General features: G+C 40.4%; 25 protein-coding genes and 1 pseudogene. 7 read left to right on the top strand and 19 right to left on the bottom strand.

The window, feature by feature from the left end:
* The first annotated feature begins 42 nt into the window (after positions 1-42).
* The 7 genes from thiM (at position 43) to ACHWSC_RS12995 (ending at position 5,921) form a co-directional block, all read left to right on the top strand.
* A complete protein-coding gene (gene thiM / locus ACHWSC_RS12965) occupies positions 43-846 on the top strand; it encodes a hydroxyethylthiazole kinase (protein WP_075993426.1) in 804 nt (267 codons plus the stop codon).
* The gene (thiE, locus tag ACHWSC_RS12970) at positions 836-1,468 is read left to right on the top strand and encodes a thiamine phosphate synthase (protein ID WP_394677027.1); all 633 of its coding nucleotides are present in this window, start codon (positions 836-838) and stop codon (positions 1,466-1,468) included. The genes thiM and thiE overlap by 11 nt, the downstream gene beginning before the upstream one ends.
* Positions 1,465-2,304, top strand: a complete 840-nt coding sequence (gene thiD / locus ACHWSC_RS12975; RefSeq protein WP_394677028.1) for a bifunctional hydroxymethylpyrimidine kinase/phosphomethylpyrimidine kinase — start codon at positions 1,465-1,467, stop codon at positions 2,302-2,304. The genes thiE and thiD overlap by 4 nt, the downstream gene beginning before the upstream one ends.
* A complete protein-coding gene (gene tenA, locus ACHWSC_RS12980) occupies positions 2,291-2,947 on the top strand; it encodes a thiaminase II (RefSeq protein WP_120332588.1) in 657 nt (218 codons plus the stop codon). The genes thiD and tenA overlap by 14 nt, the downstream gene beginning before the upstream one ends.
* Before the next feature lie 241 nt (positions 2,948-3,188).
* Complete coding sequence (locus ACHWSC_RS12985) at positions 3,189-3,932, top strand: GIN domain-containing protein (RefSeq protein WP_075993430.1); 744 nt, start codon at positions 3,189-3,191, stop codon at positions 3,930-3,932.
* 372 nt (positions 3,933-4,304) lie between these two features.
* The gene (locus ACHWSC_RS12990) at positions 4,305-4,880 is read left to right on the top strand and encodes a DUF1572 family protein (RefSeq protein WP_394677029.1); all 576 of its coding nucleotides are present in this window, start codon (positions 4,305-4,307) and stop codon (positions 4,878-4,880) included.
* Between the two features lie 153 nt (positions 4,881-5,033).
* Positions 5,034-5,921 carry an AraC family transcriptional regulator gene (locus tag ACHWSC_RS12995; RefSeq protein WP_075993432.1) on the top strand — a complete coding sequence of 296 codons (888 nt, stop codon included), beginning with the start codon at positions 5,034-5,036 and terminating at the stop codon, positions 5,919-5,921.
* On the opposite strand, the gene ACHWSC_RS13000 is transcribed toward ACHWSC_RS12995, so the two are convergent.
* The 19 genes and pseudogenes from ACHWSC_RS13000 to ACHWSC_RS13090 all read right to left on the bottom strand — a co-directional run bounded on the left by ACHWSC_RS13000 (position 5,918) and on the right by ACHWSC_RS13090 (position 22,178).
* Complete coding sequence (locus ACHWSC_RS13000) at positions 5,918-6,724, bottom strand: hypothetical protein (protein WP_394677030.1); 807 nt, start codon at positions 6,722-6,724, stop codon at positions 5,918-5,920. The genes ACHWSC_RS12995 and ACHWSC_RS13000 overlap by 4 nt on opposite strands.
* 27 nt (positions 6,725-6,751) lie before the next feature.
* Positions 6,752-7,642: an urea transporter gene (locus ACHWSC_RS13005; protein WP_120332584.1), complete on the bottom strand. Its 891-nt coding sequence runs from the start codon at positions 7,640-7,642 to the stop codon at positions 6,752-6,754.
* Positions 7,643-7,652: 10 nt separating this feature from the next.
* Positions 7,653-8,450, bottom strand: coding sequence for an urease accessory protein UreD (locus tag ACHWSC_RS13010; RefSeq protein ID WP_075993435.1), 798 nt, complete (start codon positions 8,448-8,450; stop codon positions 7,653-7,655).
* A gap of 2 nt (positions 8,451-8,452) precedes the next feature.
* On the bottom strand, positions 8,453-9,091 hold the full coding sequence (ureG, locus tag ACHWSC_RS13015; RefSeq protein ID WP_075993436.1) for an urease accessory protein UreG: 639 nt from the start codon (positions 9,089-9,091) through the stop codon (positions 8,453-8,455).
* A gap of 12 nt (positions 9,092-9,103) precedes the next feature.
* Positions 9,104-9,793 carry an urease accessory protein UreF gene (locus ACHWSC_RS13020; protein ID WP_115050528.1) on the bottom strand — a complete coding sequence of 230 codons (690 nt, stop codon included), beginning with the start codon at positions 9,791-9,793 and terminating at the stop codon, positions 9,104-9,106.
* Between the two features lie 169 nt (positions 9,794-9,962).
* The gene (locus ACHWSC_RS13025) at positions 9,963-10,505 is read right to left on the bottom strand and encodes an urease accessory protein UreE (RefSeq protein ID WP_394677031.1); all 543 of its coding nucleotides are present in this window, start codon (positions 10,503-10,505) and stop codon (positions 9,963-9,965) included.
* Positions 10,506-10,508: 3 nt separating this feature from the next.
* Positions 10,509-11,096 carry a hypothetical protein gene (locus tag ACHWSC_RS13030; RefSeq protein WP_088162253.1) on the bottom strand — a complete coding sequence of 196 codons (588 nt, stop codon included), beginning with the start codon at positions 11,094-11,096 and terminating at the stop codon, positions 10,509-10,511.
* 158 nt (positions 11,097-11,254) lie between these two features.
* The gene (gene ureC, locus ACHWSC_RS13035) at positions 11,255-12,976 is read right to left on the bottom strand and encodes an urease subunit alpha (protein WP_070567879.1); all 1,722 of its coding nucleotides are present in this window, start codon (positions 12,974-12,976) and stop codon (positions 11,255-11,257) included.
* A gap of 65 nt (positions 12,977-13,041) precedes the next feature.
* A pseudogene (gene ureB, locus ACHWSC_RS13040) lies at positions 13,042-13,347 on the bottom strand (urease subunit beta); the annotation flags it as partial.
* Between the two features lie 18 nt (positions 13,348-13,365).
* Entirely contained in the window at positions 13,366-13,668 is a 303-nt protein-coding gene (gene ureA / locus ACHWSC_RS13045) for an urease subunit gamma (RefSeq protein ID WP_075993440.1), read from the bottom strand.
* Between the two features lie 175 nt (positions 13,669-13,843).
* Positions 13,844-14,194, bottom strand: a complete 351-nt coding sequence (locus ACHWSC_RS13050; RefSeq protein ID WP_201667739.1) for a hypothetical protein — start codon at positions 14,192-14,194, stop codon at positions 13,844-13,846.
* A gap of 186 nt (positions 14,195-14,380) precedes the next feature.
* The gene (locus ACHWSC_RS13055; protein WP_394677032.1) at positions 14,381-16,819 is read right to left on the bottom strand and encodes a TonB-dependent siderophore receptor; all 2,439 of its coding nucleotides are present in this window, start codon (positions 16,817-16,819) and stop codon (positions 14,381-14,383) included.
* A gap of 41 nt (positions 16,820-16,860) precedes the next feature.
* Positions 16,861-17,454, bottom strand: coding sequence for a GNAT family N-acetyltransferase (locus tag ACHWSC_RS13060; protein WP_245972824.1), 594 nt, complete (start codon positions 17,452-17,454; stop codon positions 16,861-16,863).
* Positions 17,455-17,550: 96 nt separating this feature from the next.
* The gene (locus ACHWSC_RS13065; RefSeq protein WP_394677033.1) at positions 17,551-18,393 is read right to left on the bottom strand and encodes an ABC transporter ATP-binding protein; all 843 of its coding nucleotides are present in this window, start codon (positions 18,391-18,393) and stop codon (positions 17,551-17,553) included.
* Positions 18,390-19,406 (bottom strand): FecCD family ABC transporter permease, encoded by a 1,017-nt coding sequence (locus ACHWSC_RS13070; RefSeq protein WP_394677034.1) that lies wholly within the window; start codon positions 19,404-19,406, stop codon positions 18,390-18,392. Before ACHWSC_RS13070 ends, ACHWSC_RS13065 begins: the two co-directional genes overlap by 4 nt.
* Positions 19,403-20,404 (bottom strand): ABC transporter substrate-binding protein, encoded by a 1,002-nt coding sequence (locus ACHWSC_RS13075; protein ID WP_394677035.1) that lies wholly within the window; start codon positions 20,402-20,404, stop codon positions 19,403-19,405. The genes ACHWSC_RS13070 and ACHWSC_RS13075 overlap by 4 nt, the downstream gene beginning before the upstream one ends.
* Positions 20,405-20,935 carry a hypothetical protein gene (locus tag ACHWSC_RS13080; RefSeq protein WP_394677036.1) on the bottom strand — a complete coding sequence of 177 codons (531 nt, stop codon included), beginning with the start codon at positions 20,933-20,935 and terminating at the stop codon, positions 20,405-20,407.
* Between the two features lie 157 nt (positions 20,936-21,092).
* On the bottom strand, positions 21,093-21,821 hold the full coding sequence (gene hypB / locus ACHWSC_RS13085) for a hydrogenase nickel incorporation protein HypB (RefSeq protein ID WP_075993447.1): 729 nt from the start codon (positions 21,819-21,821) through the stop codon (positions 21,093-21,095).
* Between the two features lie 12 nt (positions 21,822-21,833).
* Positions 21,834-22,178, bottom strand: a complete 345-nt coding sequence (locus ACHWSC_RS13090; protein WP_394677037.1) for a hydrogenase maturation nickel metallochaperone HypA — start codon at positions 22,176-22,178, stop codon at positions 21,834-21,836.
* Positions 22,179-22,303: the final 125 nt, after the last annotated feature.

A 22,303-nucleotide genomic window follows, 5' to 3' on the forward strand; every position in this document is an offset into this window, starting at 1 on the left:
TCCCTCCAAGGCCACACAGTATATCTTAGCATATGTAAAAAAATGGAAGATTCAATTATCAATTTATTAGAGCAGCTGAGGGTCGAAAAACCCCTTGTACACAACATCACAAACCTAGTCGTGATGAACAATACTGCCAACGCACTTTTAGCCTTAGGAGCGTCCCCTGTGATGGTACACAGCCCATTAGAAGTACGCGAGGTTGTCGATATTGCACAAGCTCTTGTCATTAATATCGGCACCTTGAGTGAAGATACTGCCGAAGCTATGCTGGTTGCTACCGAACATGCCAATACCATTGGACGGCCATGGGTACTTGATCCTGTTGGTGCTGGGATATCAGCATTCCGCAATGATTTATTATCCAATCTACTGGATCTCAAACCCACGGTTATTCGTGGAAATGCTTCAGAAATCATGACGCTGTACAATTTCAACCAACCGAACACAAAAGGAGTCGACAGCACGACAGCGAGTAAAGATGCCCTCCGATTTGGCCAATTATTGCAAGAGCAAACCGGCTCCATTATCTGTATTTCTGGAGAAGTAGACTATATCCTTTCACAGCAATACCGGGTTGAAGTTTTTAATGGCAACCCTTTAATGACACAGGTAACTGGACTTGGCTGTAGCGCTACTGCGCTTATTGGTGCATTTCTAGGTGTTACAGACCAATATTTTGAAGCAGCTGTTGCCGGTGTATCCATTTTGAGCTTAGCGGGAGAACTCGCTGCCCAAACAGCAGCTGGACCGGGTACCCTGCAATTGAATCTCTATGATGAACTCTATCAGCTCAATGCAGAACGTCTAAAATCAAAGCTCAAGATCAAACGCTATGCGCATTAATCCGCTTTTTCCCTACCCTTTATATTTGGTGATTTCTGAGCGGGACTGTTATCCTCAAAATTGGCTCAATGTTGCCGAAGAAGCCATTATTGGTGGAGTCGATCTTATACAATTGCGCGAAAAAGCTGACGATCCGGCCACATTTTTGAATAAAGCCATCCGTTTGAAAAAACTGACCGATCATTATGGTATTCCGCTCGTGATCAATGATGCCGTAGCAATCGCTGCCCAAATCGAGGCATGGGGGATACATGTGGGTCAAAATGATTTGCAGCCGCTCGCTATTCGCGAAAAATATGGTGATAAATTAACCATAGGCTGGTCCATAGAAGACATGCAACAACTGGAAAGTCAACAAATGTACGCCGTCGACCACCTTGGTGTAAGCCCCATTTTTTCTACGAAAACAAAAGTGGATACGGTTACTGAATGGGGAATTGCGGGTTTAAAACAACTTCGGAGTAGGACGGAAAAACCATTGATCGCTATCGGAAGGATGAATTTACAAACAGCAGAAGAGACCTGGAATGCCGGTGCAGACTCCATTGCAGTCGTTTCGGCCATATGCCAAAGTCAAGATCCCAGAGCTGCCAGTGCACAACTAAAAGAACTATTAAAATGACAAAAGATAAAAAATACCGCGTCCCTACCGTACTCAGCATTGCAGGGTTCGATGGTAGCGGTGGTGCAGGTATACAAGCAGATACCAAAACCATATCTGCATTAGGTTGTTATGCCATGAATGTGTTAACTGCCTTACCCGTTCAGAACACACAAGGTGTAAGACGTATTTATGACATTCCTACAGCAGCCGTCCAGGACCAATTGGATGCTATTTTTGACGACATCTATCCCGATGCAATCAAAATAGGGATGGTACACCATATTGAACTTGTGGAGCTTATTAGCAGCTATTTAAAAGAATATAAGGGACCTATTGTTTTTGATCCAGTCATGGTCTCGACCAGCGGGCACAAGCTCATTCACGATGATACAATTCAAGCCTGTATAGAACTTCTTTTTCCTTTAGCAACGCTGATTACACCAAATTTAGACGAGGTAAGTGTTTTAGTAGACGAAGTTATTGACAATGTCGAGAAGATGAAAAAAGCGGGAAATAGCCTATTGGCGAAAGGTTGTCAATCCGTTTTGATTAAAGGCGGGCATCTACAAAGTCAAGAATTAACATCCCTGTTGTTCCAGCACAAGAGTCCACCAATTGAATTCAAATCTCAAAAAATTAACAGCAAAAATACACATGGTTCCGGTTGTTCGCTTTCTTCAGCAATTGCGAGCCATTTGGCACAAGGCGTTGGTCTCGATAGCGCAGTAGACTTCGCATTGACCTATATACACGCAGCAATAGCTGGTAGCAAAGATCTCGTCATTGGCAAAGGAAATGGGCCATTAAATCACTTCCACAATCCGATTAAACTTATTCAATATGAACTGGACTGATCATGCCTGGGAATCCATTACAGCTATTTATTCTGATATACTTACTATGCCGTTTATTGTTCAGCTTAGTGATGGTAGTCTTCCCCTGGATAAATTTCAATTTTACATGCAGCAGGATGCTTTCTATTTAGAAGAATTTGGCCGTGTGCTCGCCTTTATAGGTGCAAAAAGTGCGGATAACCAACAAGCATTGGACTATTTCGAATTTGGTCGCAATGCGCTTCTTGTTGAACGGGCATTACACGAAAATTACTTTCGAGAATTTGGTTTAAGTCCTGCCGACAAGAACAACAAGATCGAACCAACCTGCCATCATTATGTCCATTTTCTTAAAAGCGTAGCCGCTTTCGAGAGCGTTGAGGTCGCTATGGCGGCAACACTCCCCTGTTTTTGGATTTATAAGGAGGTCGGAGATCACATTGTATCGACAGCAAATACACAAGGAAATCCCTATTCCAAATGGATAGAAACCTATAGCGGTGAAGATTTTGCGCAGGGCGTTATCAAGGCGAAAAACTACGTTGACAAAATTGCAGCAGAAACTACTGCAACAAAACGGGAGAAGATGCGACAAGTATTTATAACAGCTTCCCAATTAGAGTATCAATTCTGGTTAGCAGCCTATAAACGAAGGGTATGGTAAACAAACTATTGTCCGATACCGAACAGTTGATGTTCAAAAATGAGCATTAACGAAAATAGCACTCAGGAACAAAACTAGTGTTAATCAGCATTTTAAACGGATTTAAAGTTTTGGCATTACTATTATACTATAGGTGGCAGTTAACAATAGAGCGTGTGCATAAGCACATAAGAAACGATAAAAAGGGAAATTAAAATGAAACTTTCAGTAACAATAAATTTAAACTAATAATAGAAAAATAATGAAAAGAATCTTAACCATTGCCTTTATTTCATTTTTATATGTAGCTCAGGCACAAGAACGCGAAACACGCAAAATCACTGCTCCAGATGGCATTTCATCGGCAACTTCATTACGTGTAGATTATATTCACTCTAATCGCAACGAGGTTGTTGTTGAAGCAGATAATCCCGAGCATTTATCCCTTATCGAAACGACTGTAAAAAACGGTACACTCTATGTACAGTATAAAAGAAACAGTTCTGTCAGAAATGCGAGAAACAATCGCGTAACTGTTTACTCAAGCAAGATACCAACACGTTTTTCGGCATCTTCTAGCAGTTCAATTCATACTGATGAAACAATTAAGGCCGATAAAATTTCTGTTGACGTATCTTCTTCAGCAAGCATATCCCTTAAAAGATTAATTGCGGATGATATAAGCCTTTCAACAAGTTCTTCGAGTAGTTTAACAACGAATGTGAGCAGTAAAAATTTGCAGGTATCTGCAAGTAGTTCGTCCAGCCAAGACATTTCGGGAAGTGCTTCAAATTTAAATTTGAACACCAACTCATCGGCATCGGTTGATATGAGCCGTTTCTCAACAACAAATGCCCAAATACAAGCGAATTCGTCTGCAAATGTAACGCTCAGCGTGAAAGAAAACTTACAAGGAAAGGTTTCTACATCTGCAAGAATTGCGTTAAAAAATCAACCAAAAAATGTCCAAGTTGACAAATCAACTAGCGGCAGAGTAGTACTATAATTTTTAGTGTGGTCTTTAATAAAGACTGTTTGTTTATGTTTAATGTTTAGTTAGCTTAAAGGTGATACATACCCCAGTATCACCTTTGCTTTTATCGACCTTTTTGCTCACACTTCTCCTTCTCCTTCTCCTTCTCCTTCTCCTTCTCCTTCTCCTTCTCCTTCTCCTTCTCCTTCTCCTTCTCCTTCTCCTTCTCCTTCTCCTTCTCCTTCTCCTTCTAAATTTACACATTAATCACTTCAAAAAGCAGTATCAGGAAATTAGTGAGATCGATAGCAACACCAGATTTCTGCTCAAAAAAACTATTTTAGGTCTCGATTTCACGACATTTTTGTATATTAATATGCATATAAATGACAAACTTTCGGCGTAATGGATAATTTCTTAGCGACTTGTATAAAGCAATTTCAATATTATAAATCATTGGGTGATAAGACATTTACACAACTAAGCACTGAACAGCTCTTTTGGCATCCAAATGATTCAAGCAATAGCATTGCATTAATTGTAAAACATTTAGGTGGAAATATGCTTTCCCGTTGGACGGATTTTCTCAGCACAGATGGTGAAAAAGAAAATAGGAACCGGGATCAGGAATTTGAGAACAGCTGGACAGATCGCGATGAGCTTATCACCTATTGGAATGCTGGATGGGGTTGTCTATTTCAAGCAATTGAATCTCTCGGAGAAGAAGATCTCGTTAAAATCATCTATATCCGTAATCAGGGACATACCGTCATGGAAGCGATCTTGCGGCAACTCGCACATTATCCTTACCACATCGGGCAGATTCTCTATATCGGAAAAATATGTTTGGATGATAAATGGTCCACCTTATCGATACCCAAAGGTCATTCGGCTTCCTATAATAGGGAGAAATTTAGCCACGAAAAACAGCAACAACATTTCACCTCCGAGTTTCTAAAAGGAAATCAGGAGAATATGTAGTAAATAGGCTTTTACACTCCATTAGCACGAGTAATTACTTGAATGAAAGCATTGGATTTTAACCTATTTTTCGCAAACTTTTAAGTATATTTGTCATACATACAACTATTCTTTTTTAGTTGATTTCATTAGTAAGTACGTTGTTTTAAGACTATGAAAAATTCGATTAAGATCATCAACAATTACGAGTACAAAAAGTTATTTCTACCTGATGTTTCTGAGCACAATTTATTCAATGAAAATAAAATTCAAGTCTATCGAATTGAGAATTACCTACGCAGTATCCTGATGCCTGTCATCCCCTATCGTACAACGTTTAATTTTCTCATTTTTGTAACGAAGGGATCCCTAACCCAACATCTCGAAAGCGCATCTTACACATTAACTGAAAATCAAGTCATTAACATCAAACAAGGCAATATCACGGCCACACTGGCAATCTCTGATGATGTAGAAGGTTTTTTTGTGGTCTATGAAAATGAAATTGTGACTGATATTGAACTCGGTATAAACGATATTAAATTTTTCAATTCCCATCCTTTTACCACACTAAAAGCCCATGTAGCACATTGGATCCAACAAATGTTGGTATTATTGGAAGAAGAACTTTTTACTGAGGGCCGTGTGATGGAAGTCTGCATTTCAATGATGCAGTGTATCTTATTAAAGGTGATAAAATCGGATATTGAAACAAAGGCCCCGATGAGCCGACAGCTAGATATTGCTTTCCGTTTTCGCGAATATGTACAAAAATTCCATATCGATCATAAAAACGTATTGTTCTATGCCAATTTATTGCATATTTCAGAAAACTACCTCAATAAATGTGTTAAAGAAGCGACCAATAAACCACCGAAGCAATGGATTAGCGAAATAAGTATCTTACATAGCCAGATTCTGCTGCAGGATGCTACGAGAGATATTGCCGGTATAGCCTTTGAATTGAAATTTCAATCGCCTTCGTATTTCACTAGGCTGTTCAAAAAAATCACTGGGTATTCACCCAGTGACTATAGAAAACATAAGTTTATGGCGGGCTAATGTTTTTTACTGTAAGGTAGATTCCAGATTAAATCTACGGCCAAATAATGAACGCCAAAATCTACTTTGTCATAGCCTTTAATTAAGTCGTTCATATAACCCAGATCCAATCGCAAAGGCGTCTTAGGAATATCTGTCATGTAATAGAAACCCAGACGGGTCTCTTTATAAGCAAAGCTAGACCATGCACTAGCAGGTTCGTAGAGCTTACTGATTGCAAAAAGCCCTTCTGCGCTCAAAGCCAATTCTTGTTTATTTTTAGCCGAAATTTTAAAATTTAGCTGCGACTTCAAGCGGGTCCTAAATTGAAAATTCTCTTCTGTTTTCTGAAAATCAGCTGTAAAGAACTTTCGAAACTCTTGCCTTAAGGTATTTTTCCATTTCAAACGATCATTCAGGGTAAATGTATACGCATATCGCCCATACAACCTAAATTCTTGCTCGACACCTTCATTATGGTAGGGTGCCGCCTCATCATAAACGTTTTGGCGACGATAGCTCAATGCATAGCTATATTGTTGATTTTTGGCAAATTTATGATAGACTTCATGGTTTAAAACCCAAATAGCCTGCTTATGAAATGGATTTGAATCGTCGGGCGTACTTTTGGTTCCCAGACCAATGTAGGTTAGTGCCTCTTTGGTTCCCGCACTATCCAGTTTCCGGCGTAAGCCCAGCACGGACCAAGATGCGGTCCTTGCTTTTCCTAATCCCGGCGGACTGACTTGCGCGTAGACCGTATTTACATGAATTCCCAATAAGAGCATTATTGGGAATAGTTTTATTAAACGAAATTTAAACATACATAAAATTTTAGTTCACAAAAAGGACTAGGAAGTCCCTTCGGCTGATGAAAATTTATTCACCAACCATTTATCCACAAGTTTGACCGGTTGCATCGCCCACATCGCAAAAACAAATGGGAAAGTCAATGTCGTCCACCCATGGTGAATCAAAAAGTGATCGAAATAGGTGGCGATAATAACTGCGATCAGCACATAGACACCGTCACGAACACGTGGGCCGCTCAGAGCGATTCCAACCAAGACCGCATTGAAGCTAAAAATGCCATTATTGGTCATATCTGCAGATTCATGGCCATGATGCGAAATATAAACACTGATGATAACAGCAGCGAAACCGTAAAGTGCTCCCATGGGATTGCTCAGGAAAACCCCAATGAAAAAGATCAATCCAGCAATTAAACTACCCTGAAAAATAACCTGACCAAAGGCATGGCCTTCGATTAAGAAATCATCCATTTCCTGAATATCAACAAAATGCTCGGGTACCGTCCGTAAAGCCAATTCTGGAATACTCAACACATACAATGCGATCCAGGTAATTAAGATAAAAGGAAATGTAAATACCGGCAGGTTTTTCTTTAATGCAAATCCCATCAAGATGGTGGTCAATGCAGATCCGACGATTAAAGCTCCCCATACCCAGACGTTTGTCTGAAAATAGAAAACCAAAGCAATACCATAAAGCGTAGCATTAAATCCGAAGAGTCCATCATTGATATGATCCTCATCAAATTTCATCAACTTGGCAGTCAATACCCCAACGATATTGGCGAGGATTCCCGCAAAGCCCATTAGTGCCGAATCATAAATAATGGCGCCTATAAATAAAATACCCGTCCAAATGTTACCCTGTAACATAATTTGCCCAAATCCTTTAAAAAAAGCTTTTACAAAAGCTAGGATGTTATTTTTCATTGGAATATAATTAGTTGTTATTCAAAAATATGTTGTCCCATAATGCGCTCTGCATTTCTTTAAAAAGAAGATAAAGCTGTTCGGCACCGTAACCTAAAACGCGAACCATAAAACCGTCGTGCTGCAATTCACTAATACCAAACGCAACGTCTTTGGTTTCCCCGTATTGTTCATGGAAAGTCTCGATCCAGTCACTTGGATTCAAGCCGGCACTATTAAGGTAGATCAAAGTTCCCTGATGCGTATAGCCTTCCAAAATACCTAAGCCTTGTATAGGCATACGATCTGGCTGCAGCAATACATTATCTTTCACAACAAGCCTACCATTGACATAACATTCTGTCAGATTTTGAAAGTGATTGTACATAAACTCTTCTCCGGACATTTTCCGACCACAAGTCACGATTTCACTAAGCAATAAGTGACAATTAGAGGCAAGATGTACAATGTTATGGCTCAAAAAATGAGACGAATGTTGTGGTACTACAGGATGGGGCACATAAGAAAAAACAGCATTTTCACCAATATTCACTTCCATAGTTTGGGACGAATGGCCTTTCATATGAAACAAACGCTGGTAAGCTTGCGTTTGTAACTGCAACTTAGCCCCCGGAGCAATATCAACTTGAATACGATGGTCATCTCCATCCAACAAACCAGGCGATGAACTCATAATCATCAAATACGCTGCATTGTCTTTTTGATATTGTCCAACTGGAACGATACGAAACGGTTGTGTCGCATATGCATCTTTTAAAAAGGATTTTCCTTCGCGATGTGCTATTTTAATATCTAAAGAACAGATCATAACTAACGTAGTAAATTAGGTTCCTCAACATCTTGAAGGAGTGCGTATTTTTTAATCCAGCCTACAATCTCTTCCAGACCATCTCCGGTTTTTAGATTTGAAAATAAGAATGGAGAACCTTTGCGCATTTTACGTGCATCATGCTCCATTACTTCTAAGCTTGCGCCTACATAGGGTGCCAAATCTTTCTTATTGATCAATAAAAGATCAGATCTAGTAATTGCTGGACCACCTTTACGAGGCATTTTTTCACCTTCGGCAACATCAATTACGAAAATGGTAATATCGGCGAGATCCGGGCTATAGGTAGAAGTTAGGTTATCACCACCACTTTCAATCAAAATCAATTCTAAATCCGGGAAGCGACTTGCTAGTTCATCTACAGCTTCCAGATTCATACTCGCATCTTCCCGTATGGCCGTATGCGGGCAACCGCCGGTTTCTACACCGATAATTCGTTCACGGGGCAGCAAACTATTTTTGGCCATATACTCCGCATCTTCCTTCGTATAGATATCATTCGTAATTACTGCAAGATCAATTTCGTTCATCAAACGTCTGCTCAATCTTTCCAATAATGCTGTTTTACCAGACCCTACTGGTCCACCAACCCCTATTTTAACATATTTTCTATTTTCCATTGTAATTGTTTTTTAAGAAATATAAACTCTAGAATATAATCGTTCGTGTTGCATGCAACGGATGTCAAATCCAATGTTGCATAAGCCCACTAAATTCCGTTCAACTGTTAAGGTCTCTTTGCAGAGATCAAGTATATCATCATGTAAACCAAAAAGTATATCTTGGCCATCCAACTGCCCTAATGGCACCAGTTTAACAGCATTGGTCACCATCGTAATAGCGGCATTATAATAAAAGCCGTGTAACGCTTCTTCCAAAGGAATTTCTAAAAGTGACGCCAACATGCCATACATCAAACAGTAATGACTATCTACTTCCTTCTTTTGGATTAATTCACCCCAGGACAGCATAAAATCCTGCTGTTGATACCGACTGAATATTTTATAAATACGGACGCCCAGTTTTTTACTGGCATCGCGAATTTCTCTTGGACTTTTTAATGCTGTACATTCTTGATCTAGGGCGATCAATGCATCCATGTCCTGCGAAGAAGTTGCTTCATAGGCCAATTTCATCAAAGCAGCATCATTGTACTTCAGATTATACCAGAGGTTATGACGCACATAATTGTCCGCCGTAGCCTTATCACAGACCAAGCCCTGTTGCACATAGGTCTCCAGTCCATTTGAATGGGTAAACCCACCAATTGGCAATGTAGGATCTGCTAGATGAAGTAACTTGCCTAGAAATGTATTTTTCATTGACATTATTTTTTATTGTAAGTATATATCTTCAAGGACCAATCAGCCCCTTGCGTAATCTTCTCTATCATTGGGCATCCAAGCTGACCAAGTTTTTCCTTTGATCCCTATTTTTCCCATTAAGACATCAATGCGCTCGCTACGCTCGCTTATCGGACAGAAAGGATCTTCAATCTCCGTTCATAGCTGCTGGCCCTTGCGAATTCATGAAGGCTTTACCGCTGATTAAGAGCGGTATATTCTTCGTCGAAAACTTCATCTTCTGATGATGTTTTGGGTCGACATTTGCATTGAGCTGACGTAAAAGTTGGCGCTCGCAACGTTGCGGGTCAAACCCCTGTTTCGCTAACCACTCGTACATTGATCTTTCATAAGGCATAAGCAATTCATTTGCCTCCACAAATAGAGGCAAATGTTTGTTTCCAATTTCACTGGCTACAAAAGCAGTTCGCAGGAAATCAATTGCCATGACACGGATGACTTCACAAGGTTTGATCGTTACCACAACCATTTTCTCTTCATCTTCGTACAAGATATCACCATCCTGCAAACTGGAGGTATTACCCAACAATTTGACGGCAATATCCATTCCCTCCGCTGTACGTAAACGTTGAATACGTTTGGTCGACTCATACCATTCAATAGCGAGCGAATCAAGACGCTTATTGATCTGCTCACCCTGAATATTCCTTGTGATTTCCGTGATTATCATTTTTTAATTTTTAATAAATAGATTTTTAGATAAGCCTAAACCTACTGTAGACCCATTGATTCCCGTAATGACTTCGTGATCATTGGGAATAGCAGCATCTTTACTATTTCTCTTTTTATAAGACAATTCTGCCACTTTAGCTTTTAATGCCCAACCTTTTCCCAAGGCGATACCCACAAGCGGGTACACTCTGAATAGATAGCCATTGTATTTACCATCGACCATAGTACCTCCGGTAGCGACATGTTGATCGCCCCACAAATAGTGCACATCAACCTGACCAATTAACATGAAATGCTCACTCAGAGGCCAAGTATTACTATAGAAAGGTCCTATTTCATGCGAATGATCTGTGAAATCCAGTGCTTTATCCTTAGCAGAATTGAATCCATAGTTTAGCCCCGCATTCATGTTGTCGGTGAAAAAATAGGCAGCACCCACCGGAGCGGCACTAAATTGATGCCCCGCTGTTGTTTCGTGGTAATTCAGTGACCCATAAACCATGATACCCCCCTTTTGCGCATAGGCCGATTGTATCGTAAAGCATGCTATTGCTATACAACAGCCTAAAAATGTCTTCAAATTTTTCATTAGCGTAAATCGTATTTTAGCAGTAATGAAGCATCATGAGCCGTCATTATTCCCTCTCTTTATGCGCTTTTGATAAGCCCATGATGATTTCATCAACATATTGTTTTTCATAGTTTATGGCGTGATATCGGATCACGCCATAAAAAAGTAGTATAGGGTTAAAACAAGAAGTATCGTTGTCCCAACGAAACTGTATCAACCGGTTTTGATCGCAAGATCTCACCGTCAAGACTTACCTCATAATTCTCTGGATTGACGATAATTTCAGGTGTAGCGTCATTGTGGATCATATCTTTTTTGGAGATATTCCGACAATTTTCTACAGCAAGTAAGGTTCTTTCCAATTTATACTCTTCTTTAATTCCTTTTTCCAATGAAATTTTAGAGACAAAGTCAAAACAAGTTTGGTGAACAGCTTTACCTAAACCACCGAACATTGTTCTTAAAATAATTGGTTGTGGTGTAGGAATAGAAGCATTCGCATCACCCATTTTTGAAGCGATAATCATCCCGCCCTTAATAATCATTTCTGGTTTTGCGCCAAATAAAGCAGGGCGCCAGATCACCATATCGGCAATTTTACCGGGCTCGATTGAACCAACATATTTGGAAATACCATGAGCAATTGCTGGATTGATCGTGTATTTCGCTACATAACGACGTGCACGGAAATTATCGTTGTCCTTGCCTTCGTCTTCAGGTAATGGCCCTACTTGTTTCTTCATTTTGTCTGCAGTCTGCCAAGTCCGTGTAATGACTTCACCTACACGACCCATTGCCTGCGAATCCGAGCTCATGATACTAAATACACCGCGATCTTGCAGTACATCCTCAGCGGCAATCGTTTCCGGACGGATACGAGAGTCAGCAAAAGCTACGTCTTCCGGAATTTCTTTACTCAAGTGGTGACAAACCATCAGCATATCCAAGTGCTCGTCAATCGTATTTTTTGTGAATGGACGTGTTGGATTTGTCGATGCTGGCAAAACATTTGGATACATCGCCGATTTGATGATATCTGGCGCGTGACCACCACCAGCACCCTCTGTATGGAATGTATGGATGACACGTCCATTGATAGCTTGGATCGTATCTTCTAAGAAACCCGCTTCATTCAAGGTATCTGTATGGATTGCAACCTGCACATCGTATTGATCTGCAACAGTCAACGCTCTGTCGATTGTTGCTGGTGTAGCACCCCAATCTTCGTGGATTTTAACGCCTAGCGCGCCTGCTTCAATTTGTTCCACAATAGGTTGTTCCGTACCTACGTTTCCTTTACCAAAGAAACCGAAGTTCATTGGAAGGTCTTCAACAGCTTGCAACATGCGGCGTAAATTCCATTTACCCGGTGTTACTGTAGTTGCATTTGTTCCATCCGCTGGACCTGTACCACCTCCAATCATTGTTGTAACACCACTATACAAGGCCGTTTCAACTTGTGTTGGGCTGATATAGTGAATATGGGTATCAATACCACCTGGAGTTAAGATATATCCCGATCCACCATGTACCTCAGTAGAAGCACCGATAATCATATTTGGTGTAATATTGTCCATCGTATCCGGATTTCCAGCACGACCAACACCAACAATTTTACCATCCTTGATACCAATATCGCCTTTCACGATACCCCAGTGGTCAATGACGATAGCGTCAGTGATCACCATATCCAGTGTACCTTCATCACGTGTATGAACTGAAGATTGGCACATCCCGTCACGGACAGTCTTACCACCGCCAAATTTGGCTTCATCGCCGTAGTAAGCGTAGTCTTTTTCGACTTCAATAATGATATCTGTATCTCCTAAACGGATTTTATCTCCACTTGTAGGGCCAAAGATGGCGCTATAATTTAATTTGCTAACTTTTAAACTCATGATACTTTGTTTTTAAAGCCTTGTTCTTTTACTTTTTTCATTGCATTTGCTTTCGCAACTTCGGTTTCGGTATCTCCATTTGCCAAATCATTGTGGCCATAGATCCTTCTTGCACCTGCATACGGGACCAATTCGACGTCTTTTGATTCACCTGGTTCAAAACGAATTGCTGTACTGGCGATAATATTCAACCGTTTGCCAAATGCTTTTTCACGATCAAACTCCATCATTTTGTTCACCTCAAAGAAATGAAAATGTGAACCTACCTGAATTGGTCTATCACCTGTATTTGTCACAGTGATCTTTGTAACTTCTCTACCTTCATTGCAGATAACATAGCCATCTGCAATAAAAAATTCTCCTGGGATCATAGATTATATTTTTAACAATTAGCGAATCGGGTTATGAACAGTAACCAGTTTTGTACCATCTGGAAATGTAGCTTCAATCTGTACATCATGAATCATTTCAGGGACACCTTCCATGACATCTTCACGTGTCAACAACGTTGCACCATACTGCATTAAATCAGCAACAGTACGTCCGTCACGAGCAGCTTCCAAAAGTTCACTACTGATCAATGCAATAGACTCCGGATAGTTTAATTTAAGTCCTCTAGCTTTACGTTTTTTCGCTAGTTCGCCGGCAAGATGAAGCAATAGCTTCTCTGTCTCTCTAGGTAATAAATGCATATAAATATTATTTAAATTGTTGTTATTCGAATTAAAACAAGTCACGGTGAGTACCGGTCACGACAAGGCCATACGACTTAAAAAAATCGTTCAAAATCGTGATGAATAGGACAGATTACACCCCTACGCAGCGCAAGGTCTGTCTTTTCTCAACCGTTGTAAGAAATGGAAATTTTTACCCCAGAAACGGGATCTTTAAACTTTGGAAAAGAATATATTTTGGCGGAAGGATCAATCGATCCATATAAGGTTTTCTGTTATTCTGAATTTTGAGACGTACAGGATAGCAGAATACAAAAAGACAAATTGAAAGCACTCCCCAATAGAGCAGCTTGCTCCATTCATCTTTGAGGTCCATCTGTTCGGTGATATCATAAACATCATGATCTTTAACCGCAGCGACCAAATTTTCCCGCTCGGAATTTCCTGAACCTTTTTCTACATGAGCATGTAAAGCCGCCAGGCTTATCCGGAAGACGGGTACATTTTGGACAGTAGAATGCGTCGGTATAGCTATTCCTTTCATGAGCAGGGTGCTCAAAAGGAAAACTAAAAAGACTAAACTATACCTCATTCTTGTGTTCACAATTCTATTATTTGTTGTTCAAATTTACAACCAAAGCGGGCTACTTGACTAGTACAAATCTTGAATTAAATAGTCCAAATTTGTTGAAAAAGCCCGCTTTGGAGATTTTAGATCAATCTTTCGAATTTAAAAAGAGTAACCAACTGATACCATGATATTTCTCGGTGCACCAGCAAAGGCTCTCGTGTAGTCAAAACCACCTAAAAAGTAATATTTATCGAATACATTGTTCAGGTTTACGGCCATTTTCATAGCACCAACGTGGTAAAAGGCCGCTGCATTAACAGTTGTATAAGATGGCCATTGTCCCCAGAGTGCATTTCCATCGCTATCCTTTCCGATACTATTGTCCATCCGCTTACGGTCTACATAGTAAACACCAGCACCAAAACCTAAGCCTTTTAAGGTACTATTTGAAAACACATATTTTAACCAGGCACTCGCCATATTTTTGGGTGCTCCTGGCAGGGACTGCCCTATTTCAGAAGGAACCGAGGATGATTTCACCTCCGTATCATTATAGGTATAATTGGCCATAACCTGGAATTCCCGCGTCAACTGCCCACGCACATCGAGTTCAACACCCTGCGATAGCGCTTTGCCAGATTGTCTATACTCCGGCAGTCCTGAATCATTGATAGCCCCTGTGGCGATGAGCATATTCCGTCGTTCAATTCGGAATAAGGATAGATCAACTTGCAATTGTTCCTTAAAGAAACCCGTCTTCACCCCTGTTTCCACCTGGAAACTCCGCTCGGCATCAAAGGGTTTATCGGCTCCATAATCTTTATAGTTCTGAATAAAATTGGCGCCTACAGGCACAAACCCTTGTGAATAACTTGCAAAATAGTTAATCTGTTTATTGATTCCATAGGTTACACCAAAACGAGGTAATAAGGCATTTTGTGTCGCATGAAACCGATTTTGTCCATCAAGTGTTTCAGAAGAATAGTGTTCATGACGTAGACCTACAATAAGTTTCAGTCGGTCGTCAATGCTGATTTGATCCTGTATATATTTACCCGTTGTTTTATAAGGGCTCAAAAAAGGATAAGCGACTCCCGTACGCCATACATAATTCGTCAGATCATGAGTCGTATAAGTGGGATTGTTCAAATCAAAAGTCAAAGGAACAACTTTACCATCTATAGTTTGCTGCCTAGCCTCCCGCAATTGGTTTTCTTTGTCGCCTCGATATTGGGCAAAATCAATCCCGGCAACCAAATGATGATCAACTCTATCGCCCAAAAGATCCCACTTAACGTAACCGACAACATTATCGGTATAATCGCGTCCATGACGATCAAAAAAGCGCATATTCATAATGGTATTATGTGGTGCATCAGCAAAGGTATTCATTGTCCGGTGTTCATTGACATCCTCCTGATAGATGGATTTCATGTAGCTCAGATTCAAACTAACATGTTCTGCCAGACGCTGAGACAATCGAGCGCTTAATGAAAAAGTCTTGGAATTATAAAAATCAGAAGGCTGGCTCAACGTAAATGATCTTGGTAACGCATAAAAGTTATTTTCCTTAATACCCATTCCCCGATCAAGATAACCGTTGAACTGATTATAGACCATGTCAATATCAACCACAGTACCTTCAGCTGGTTTGAAGGTAAAGGAAGGAGCAATCATCATTCGTTTCTGACGATTTACGTCACGAAAAGTCTTCGTATCTTCATAACCCGCGTTAAAACGATATAAAATACGCTTGGCACTATCCAATGGTCCACCGAGATCCACAGTAGTTCGCATCGTTTCAAAACTACCGCCGGCAAAATTCACATGCCCCTTAAAATCTTCCAAAGGCTTCTTTGTCGTCATATTAATTGTACCACCCGGCACAATATCCCCAAACAAAGATGCCCCAGGCCCTTTCAAAACCTCGATATTTTCAAGATTGATCGTTAATGGTGAATTATAATAACTGTTACCATAACCATACCCCGAGCGTAAACCATTGACAAGTCGAACACCCGTTTCGTAACCGCTTTTGAAACCACGGATAACAACATCATCATAGGAAGATGCTTCTGTCACACCAGCCAGGTCCTGTACCAGCGCTCCAGTAGTAAAAGCCTGTTTATCTTCGATAAATTCCTTACTGAGTACAGCGACAGATTGCGGTAGAACCTTTAATTTTCCTGCAAATTTACCCCCCAGCTCCATATTATTTGTCAGATATGAATTGTTGCGTCTACCCGTAACCAATACTTCATCCAATGTATTATCACCGGCTACCATAAGCAATCGAACTCCTTTTTTTGCATTCCAGTTGGCCGTGTTCAAATCTAGCAATACAGGCTTATACCCGATTGCAGCTGCACGTAACTGTACAGGAAAAGAAGTTATTCCGGTAAAACTAAATTCGCCCTGAGCATTAGAACTTGTCTGTTGTTGTCGATCTGCCAGGGTTAATGTGACCCCTGAGATTGGATTACCGTTTTCATCCTGGATCTTACCAAATAGTGCCACACCTTGTTGTGCATACACCGCTCCCGGTACGGAAGCACTTGTCAATAAAGCGAAAGCTAGCGCTTTCATTACGTTGTTCATTCGAATAAATTATATATTTTTTGGCATACCCACTGTTGGGTTTAAGCAATACGATCAACGAATAATTCCATGTGTATCGTTGGAAAATTCGATTCATTACAAAAGTCTTTCAATTGAAATCCCTGTTTTCCCCAAAACTCATAGGCTCCAGTGAGGAATGGGTGGGTATGTAAATAAAGCCTTTCAATACTTTTCTCCTTAGCTACAGCGACCAAGCCCTTGAATAAGGCCGTTCCCAAACCTGACCTACGGTAACTCGGGTCCACAAAAAGTCGAGCAACTTCCACCGTTTTCCTTCTATCAATATCCAAGTGCGGGAAACGGTAATCATAAGCCAGCATACCAACGACGCCAATCAGTTTACCCTGTTGATCTTTTGCCTGCAAGAACGCACCAGCCTCAGCCTCAAGATACACGGCTGAAAATGCCAGTAGATCTTTGGGAAGCTTATGTGCATCCAACATCGGGAACAACTGTTTTCGAAATTCAATAACATAAGGTAATACGACATCAATATCTTCCTTTTCAACACGAGATATGCTGATATTTTTCAAATGGGGTTGTGTGGGAAAACATCGCTTGCTCATCAGTTGATTATTAACCAATATATTGCCGCTGTCTTTGATGGTATTCATATCGTTATAGCTATTTTTAAAATATTTGCACAGTAAACTGAGCATCTCAGGTACAAACCATGATTTTTCATAAAGACACCTATTTAGGCAGCTTCGTCATGGCGTATTCATTTCAGTTTTGGCTTCGGCGTTATGCGCTGAACCCGCAATGGTGTCAAATGCCCTATCCGCACCCAGCATCGGAACAAACATCCATTTCTTTTGATTTTCCAAACTGATCAAAGGAAGTTGATAGGTCTGTTCCAATAATTCTCGTACTTGCTCCTGCTCCAGACCGTGCAGATCCACGAGCCTATTGTCCTTCATCAGATAAAACTGATCACCAAAAAGGTACGCCATGTTGGGGTCGTGCATCACACATAACACGGTTGTCCCCTCTTTGACCAGCTCCTTGGCTGTCTGCAGAACCGCAATCTGGTATTTCAGATCCAAATGATTGGTGGGTTCATCAAGCAATAATAAATCAGGTTGTTGTACCAACACGCGACAAAGTAATACCAATTGTCGCTCTCCTCCAGACAAAGAGGTATAGGGTTTGTCTTTTAAATGTGTGAGGTTAAATCTATCCAAGATCTGTTCAGCTGCCTCGAAATCTTCCTTACTTGGTGAAAAACGAGAAAATGAGGCTCGTCCCGTCAGAATAACATCAACAACGCTAAAAGGAAATGTGGTCTGATGGAACTGATTCAGAAAACCCAATTTCAATGAATTGGCCCGACCAACCTTCCAATCGCGGCGTTCCGTTTCACCGATAAGAACTGATCCGTTATATTTTTTTTCCAGCCCGGCAATAATATTAAACAAAGTCGATTTACCACTTCCATTTCGACCAAGAATAACAGAAAGCTTTCCTTCCGGAAATGACATGTTTACATCATTTAAAATGATATCCTTACCATAGGCAAAAGAAAGTTTTTTGATATGAATCGAATTACTCATGAATTCCAGTTGATTTCATTACGGCGCATCAGGTAGATAAACAAGGGAGCACCAATAATCATCGTAAAAACACCTATCGGAATTTCAAATGGCATAACAGCCCTAGAAAAATCATCGATAAGTAATAAGAAAGTACCTCCAATACTGATATTTGCCCACACAATAATATTGTTATTGGGTCCAAAGATCATGCGGCTGATATGTGGTACAATTAATCCAAATAAACTAATTACGCCTACAGCTGCCACGGCAGACGCTGTAATTAGTGTTGCTACAGCAATGAAGACCAATTTCAATATTTTCGGGTTAACGCCAACAGCAATTGCTTCTTGATCACCAAGGGAGAGAAGATTCAGCTTCCAGCGCAAAAGGATCAGGATCCCCAATCCTATTGTGATCGGCAGGAACGCTTGCTGTACTTTCGACCATGATGCTGTATGTAGGTTCCCCATTGTCCATTGCACAATAGCTTGTAATTTATAGGGATCACTAATGTATTGTAACAGGGTTAACATTGCTGTAAATACACCGGAAATAACCATTCCAGCTAACACCATTCCAACAATCGAAGTTTTCAAGCCCGCATTTGAAACAAAATAGGTCAAACCTACAGCACATACACCGAACAGAAATGCCGATAGATTGACTGACAATAAAGGGAACAACATGGCCAATGCGGCCCCAAAAGCAGATCCCGAAGAAATACCCAATGTAAAAGGATCAACGATTGGATTCCTAAAAATGGCCTGCAAAATTCCACCAGAAGACGCTAAAGCAGCTCCGACCATAAAGGTCAACAGAATCCGTGGTAAACGTACCTGCCACAATATCGTGTCCATGTTATCTTTCAATACCGTATTATGGTCTCCGATATAAATCCCCACTTCCAATCCGATGCGTTGACAGAGCTCGACAAAACCAATGTTCTGACTCGATCCTACAAGTAAGGAAAGCAATAAAACCAACAGCGGTAAAACAACTAGCAGAAACAGCTTTTTTAATCGATGTATCATTGAAGTAGTCCTGCTTTACCGTATAGTTTTTCAAAAGCTATGGTCATATCCTGATCAAGCTGCTGTTTCGTATAATCCGAAAAACACCAATGTCTAATCTGTTTGGCAAAAAGCATAAATTTGACGGTATGTGGATCGAATGGGAAAGACGGTGACATCACAAATACCTGTTTATTTTTCACTGCAGGTAATGCCGCGAGTTCCTTCAGATTATATACGTCTGCCAATTTAGAATTCCAAAGAATAATGAGGTCCGGATTCCATTTATAAATCGTTTCCGCACCGACATTTGGGGCTTCCATTTCTAACGGGCAGGCATTAGCTGCGCCCGAAAGCCGGATCGCCATATCAATCAAACTACCACGACCGGATGTCGAAAGTACTCTACCTTTAGACCAGGCATAATAAACCTTCTTCTGTATTTGATCCTTGGGAGCAGTCATTTTTTTGATCTCCGCCGAAACAAATTGAACAATTTCTTCCGCTCGCGCTTTCTTTCCAAGTAAGGCTCCCATCCCTATCAGTTCATTAAAAATACTTTTTTCATCCTGCGAAGAAAAAGTAAACACGGGAATTCCAAGATCTTCTAATTGAGAAATATTATCCTGATCAGTATTGAACGTCAAAACAAGATCAGGGTTCAAGCCCACTATGCTTTCTACATTATTTGCCTGGCCTGCGAAGGTAGGCGTTGCCAGTTCTTTTTTTGCAATTCTTTGATCCAATTTGGATAAAAAGCTATAGGTATCTTCGAGCTGATAAACCTGTTCAGGAATACCTACAAGGCTATTTTCAGCGCCCAACATATACACTTCATCAACAAGCGAAGGGAATAGTACAACTACACGCTTTGCCACATGCGCCAACACAACTTCCTTCCCTCTACTATCGACTGCTTTCACTTGACTGTTGAGCGTGCCGGATTGCCGATTTTGGCAGGCACTCCATATACCACAGCATACCAAAAGCAATACAACTATAATTCGATTCACTTTCATTTAATTATCTTTTCGAACTTGTTCACCCAGGCTAATATGCCCGTCTACTCCTTTCAAATCTGGATTATTCTTATTTTTCGCCTGCAAACGAATCAAATCTTCGGATAACAGTAAGGCTTCCTCCAACTGAATCGACGTTCCATATTTTGCCAGAACCTGTTCATAAAGCCGTCCATCGTAAGGAAGACGAAGCGATTCGGCATCTGTTACGTTGAATATCGGCAGATGTCTGTTTCCGATGAAATAACCGAAATCTGCAAGCTGAACCAAATCCGTTGGATTAAATCTTATCGTCAACGAAGGCTTGACAACCAGGATCGCTTGTAACGCTTCCTGATGAAATAAACCATCACCATGGTGCCATTCCGCTCCCTGGTCCAATTGCATAAGGATTGCTTTTCCGTTTATTGTATTACGCGTCAGGCGTCTTTTATGGACTTCATACCACTCAAGATGCACTTGATCGACGTCGCTAAGGGCAAACGCCTTGTTTGCGACAATTTTATCTATTGGTATGGGCAGCTTATTCATTTTTGTAAACTTATCTTCATCACATGTTAACAGCACCGTTTGGCTTTGTTTTCAGTGCTATTTATTTCCTCAAAAAACAGCACTATTGCGTCAACATTGAACAGGATAACAATAAAACATGGATCATTATTATCCTATTCATTTTATCTGTTGTTCACTATTTTACTTCAAGCGCTTTGTATTGATCTTTTTTTGCCTGAACTCTTTCTTTCAACCAATCACACCAGGTATCAAGGCCGTCACCATTTAATGTACTGATTGTAATAACTTCCAGATTAGGATTTACCTCGCGCGCGTCTTTCGTTACCGCATCAACCGAGAAAGGTACATATGGTAATAAATCCGCCTTGGAAACCAACATCAATTCGCTTGTTAAAAACATACGTGGGTATTTTTTTGGTTTATCATCCCCTTCTGTTGTCGCCAATAAGGTTACGCGATAATCTTCACCCAAATCAAATGCTGATGGACACAATAAGTTTCCGACGTTCTCGATAAACAACAGATCTATTCCTTCAATATCAATATGATCCAGGGCTTGTAAGATCATTTGTGCCTCAATATGGCACATTCCTCCAGTGACAATCTGCAAGGCATTGATGCCCACATCGCGCATACGTACCGCATCGCGTTCAGTTTCTGGATCGCCCACTAAAACAGCAATATTCAAATCCTTCGACAAACGTTTACCGGTTTCTTGCATCAAGGTTGTTTTGCCCGAACCCGGGGAAGAGCATACATTGATCACACAGACATCTTTCAGTCTATCGCGGATGGCTTTTGCGACGAAATCATTTGCTTTTAATAAATGTAGTGTTGTATTTTCACATTGAACCGAACCTACACGGTTACCTAAACTTTTAGGATTTGGAGTATTGTCTGACATGATAAACGATTTTTAGTCTTTTTTAAAAATTACTTTTGAAATATAGAGTTCATTTCCTTGAACAATTGTGCTGGAGGGTTGTCCGCAGTCACAGACAAATCGATGAAAATGAACAGGGAAATTTTTCTGACAATGTTCACAATATGCAATGATATCGTTTACAACGACCTCCATTTCCATATCTTGGTATTGCGTATTTTCAGCAATAAAAGCATCAAATGCATTTTGAATCAATACAGGCTGAACATTGGATAACAATCCTGCTGTAACCTGAATTTTTTGAATATCATCTACCCTAGCCTCATAATGCGAGGTCAGCGTATCAAAAATATCCTTTACTATACTTAGCTCGTGCATTGGTATATTTTAAGAAATAAATAAATTTAGAAAAGAAATGGCAGATTTCTTTGCCGGTCTGATGTGAAGAAAAGCTTACGCTTTAGCATGGAATTTTGATTTGCTCAAACAGCAAAAATCGAGCT

Source organism: uncultured Sphingobacterium sp., assembly GCF_964277905.1.
In the GTDB taxonomy this organism is placed as follows: Bacteria; Bacteroidota; Bacteroidia; order Sphingobacteriales; family Sphingobacteriaceae; genus Sphingobacterium; species Sphingobacterium siyangense.

What these genes read in the sequence shown, in the direction of transcription:
- ACHWSC_RS13020 (WP_115050528.1), bottom strand. Translation starts at nt 9,793, where the DNA reads ATGAAAAATACATTTCTAGGCAAGTTACTTCATCTAGCAGATCCTACA.
- tenA (WP_120332588.1), top strand. Translation starts at nt 2,291, where the DNA reads ATGAACTGGACTGATCATGCCTGGGAATCCATTACAGCTATTTATTCT.
- ACHWSC_RS13030 (WP_088162253.1), bottom strand. Translation starts at nt 11,096, where the DNA reads ATGAAAAATTTGAAGACATTTTTAGGCTGTTGTATAGCAATAGCATGC.
- ACHWSC_RS12995 (WP_075993432.1), top strand. Translation starts at nt 5,034, where the DNA reads ATGAAAAATTCGATTAAGATCATCAACAATTACGAGTACAAAAAGTTA.
- ACHWSC_RS13055 (WP_394677032.1), bottom strand. Translation starts at nt 16,819, where the DNA reads ATGAACAACGTAATGAAAGCGCTAGCTTTCGCTTTATTGACAAGTGCT.
- ureC (WP_070567879.1), bottom strand. Translation starts at nt 12,976, where the DNA reads ATGAGTTTAAAAGTTAGCAAATTAAATTATAGCGCCATCTTTGGCCCT.
- ACHWSC_RS13065 (WP_394677033.1), bottom strand. Translation starts at nt 18,393, where the DNA reads ATGAGTAATTCGATTCATATCAAAAAACTTTCTTTTGCCTATGGTAAG.
- ACHWSC_RS13090 (WP_394677037.1), bottom strand. Translation starts at nt 22,178, where the DNA reads ATGCACGAGCTAAGTATAGTAAAGGATATTTTTGATACGCTGACCTCG.
- ACHWSC_RS13025 (WP_394677031.1), bottom strand. Translation starts at nt 10,505, where the DNA reads ATGATAATCACGGAAATCACAAGGAATATTCAGGGTGAGCAGATCAAT.
- ureG (WP_075993436.1), bottom strand. Translation starts at nt 9,091, where the DNA reads ATGGAAAATAGAAAATATGTTAAAATAGGGGTTGGTGGACCAGTAGGG.
- hypB (WP_075993447.1), bottom strand. Translation starts at nt 21,821, where the DNA reads ATGTCAGACAATACTCCAAATCCTAAAAGTTTAGGTAACCGTGTAGGT.
- ACHWSC_RS13070 (WP_394677034.1), bottom strand. Translation starts at nt 19,406, where the DNA reads ATGATACATCGATTAAAAAAGCTGTTTCTGCTAGTTGTTTTACCGCTG.
- thiE (WP_394677027.1), top strand. Translation starts at nt 836, where the DNA reads ATGCGCATTAATCCGCTTTTTCCCTACCCTTTATATTTGGTGATTTCT.
- thiD (WP_394677028.1), top strand. Translation starts at nt 1,465, where the DNA reads ATGACAAAAGATAAAAAATACCGCGTCCCTACCGTACTCAGCATTGCA.
- ureA (WP_075993440.1), bottom strand. Translation starts at nt 13,668, where the DNA reads ATGCATTTATTACCTAGAGAGACAGAGAAGCTATTGCTTCATCTTGCC.
- ACHWSC_RS12990 (WP_394677029.1), top strand. Translation starts at nt 4,305, where the DNA reads ATGGATAATTTCTTAGCGACTTGTATAAAGCAATTTCAATATTATAAA.
- ACHWSC_RS13000 (WP_394677030.1), bottom strand. Translation starts at nt 6,724, where the DNA reads ATGTTTAAATTTCGTTTAATAAAACTATTCCCAATAATGCTCTTATTG.
- thiM (WP_075993426.1), top strand. Translation starts at nt 43, where the DNA reads ATGGAAGATTCAATTATCAATTTATTAGAGCAGCTGAGGGTCGAAAAA.
- ACHWSC_RS12985 (WP_075993430.1), top strand. Translation starts at nt 3,189, where the DNA reads ATGAAAAGAATCTTAACCATTGCCTTTATTTCATTTTTATATGTAGCT.
- ACHWSC_RS13050 (WP_201667739.1), bottom strand. Translation starts at nt 14,194, where the DNA reads ATGAAAGGAATAGCTATACCGACGCATTCTACTGTCCAAAATGTACCC.
- ACHWSC_RS13060 (WP_245972824.1), bottom strand. Translation starts at nt 17,454, where the DNA reads ATGAATACCATCAAAGACAGCGGCAATATATTGGTTAATAATCAACTG.
- ACHWSC_RS13005 (WP_120332584.1), bottom strand. Translation starts at nt 7,642, where the DNA reads ATGAAAAATAACATCCTAGCTTTTGTAAAAGCTTTTTTTAAAGGATTT.
- ACHWSC_RS13010 (WP_075993435.1), bottom strand. Translation starts at nt 8,450, where the DNA reads ATGATCTGTTCTTTAGATATTAAAATAGCACATCGCGAAGGAAAATCC.
- ACHWSC_RS13080 (WP_394677036.1), bottom strand. Translation starts at nt 20,935, where the DNA reads ATGAATAAGCTGCCCATACCAATAGATAAAATTGTCGCAAACAAGGCG.
- ACHWSC_RS13075 (WP_394677035.1), bottom strand. Translation starts at nt 20,404, where the DNA reads ATGAAAGTGAATCGAATTATAGTTGTATTGCTTTTGGTATGCTGTGGT.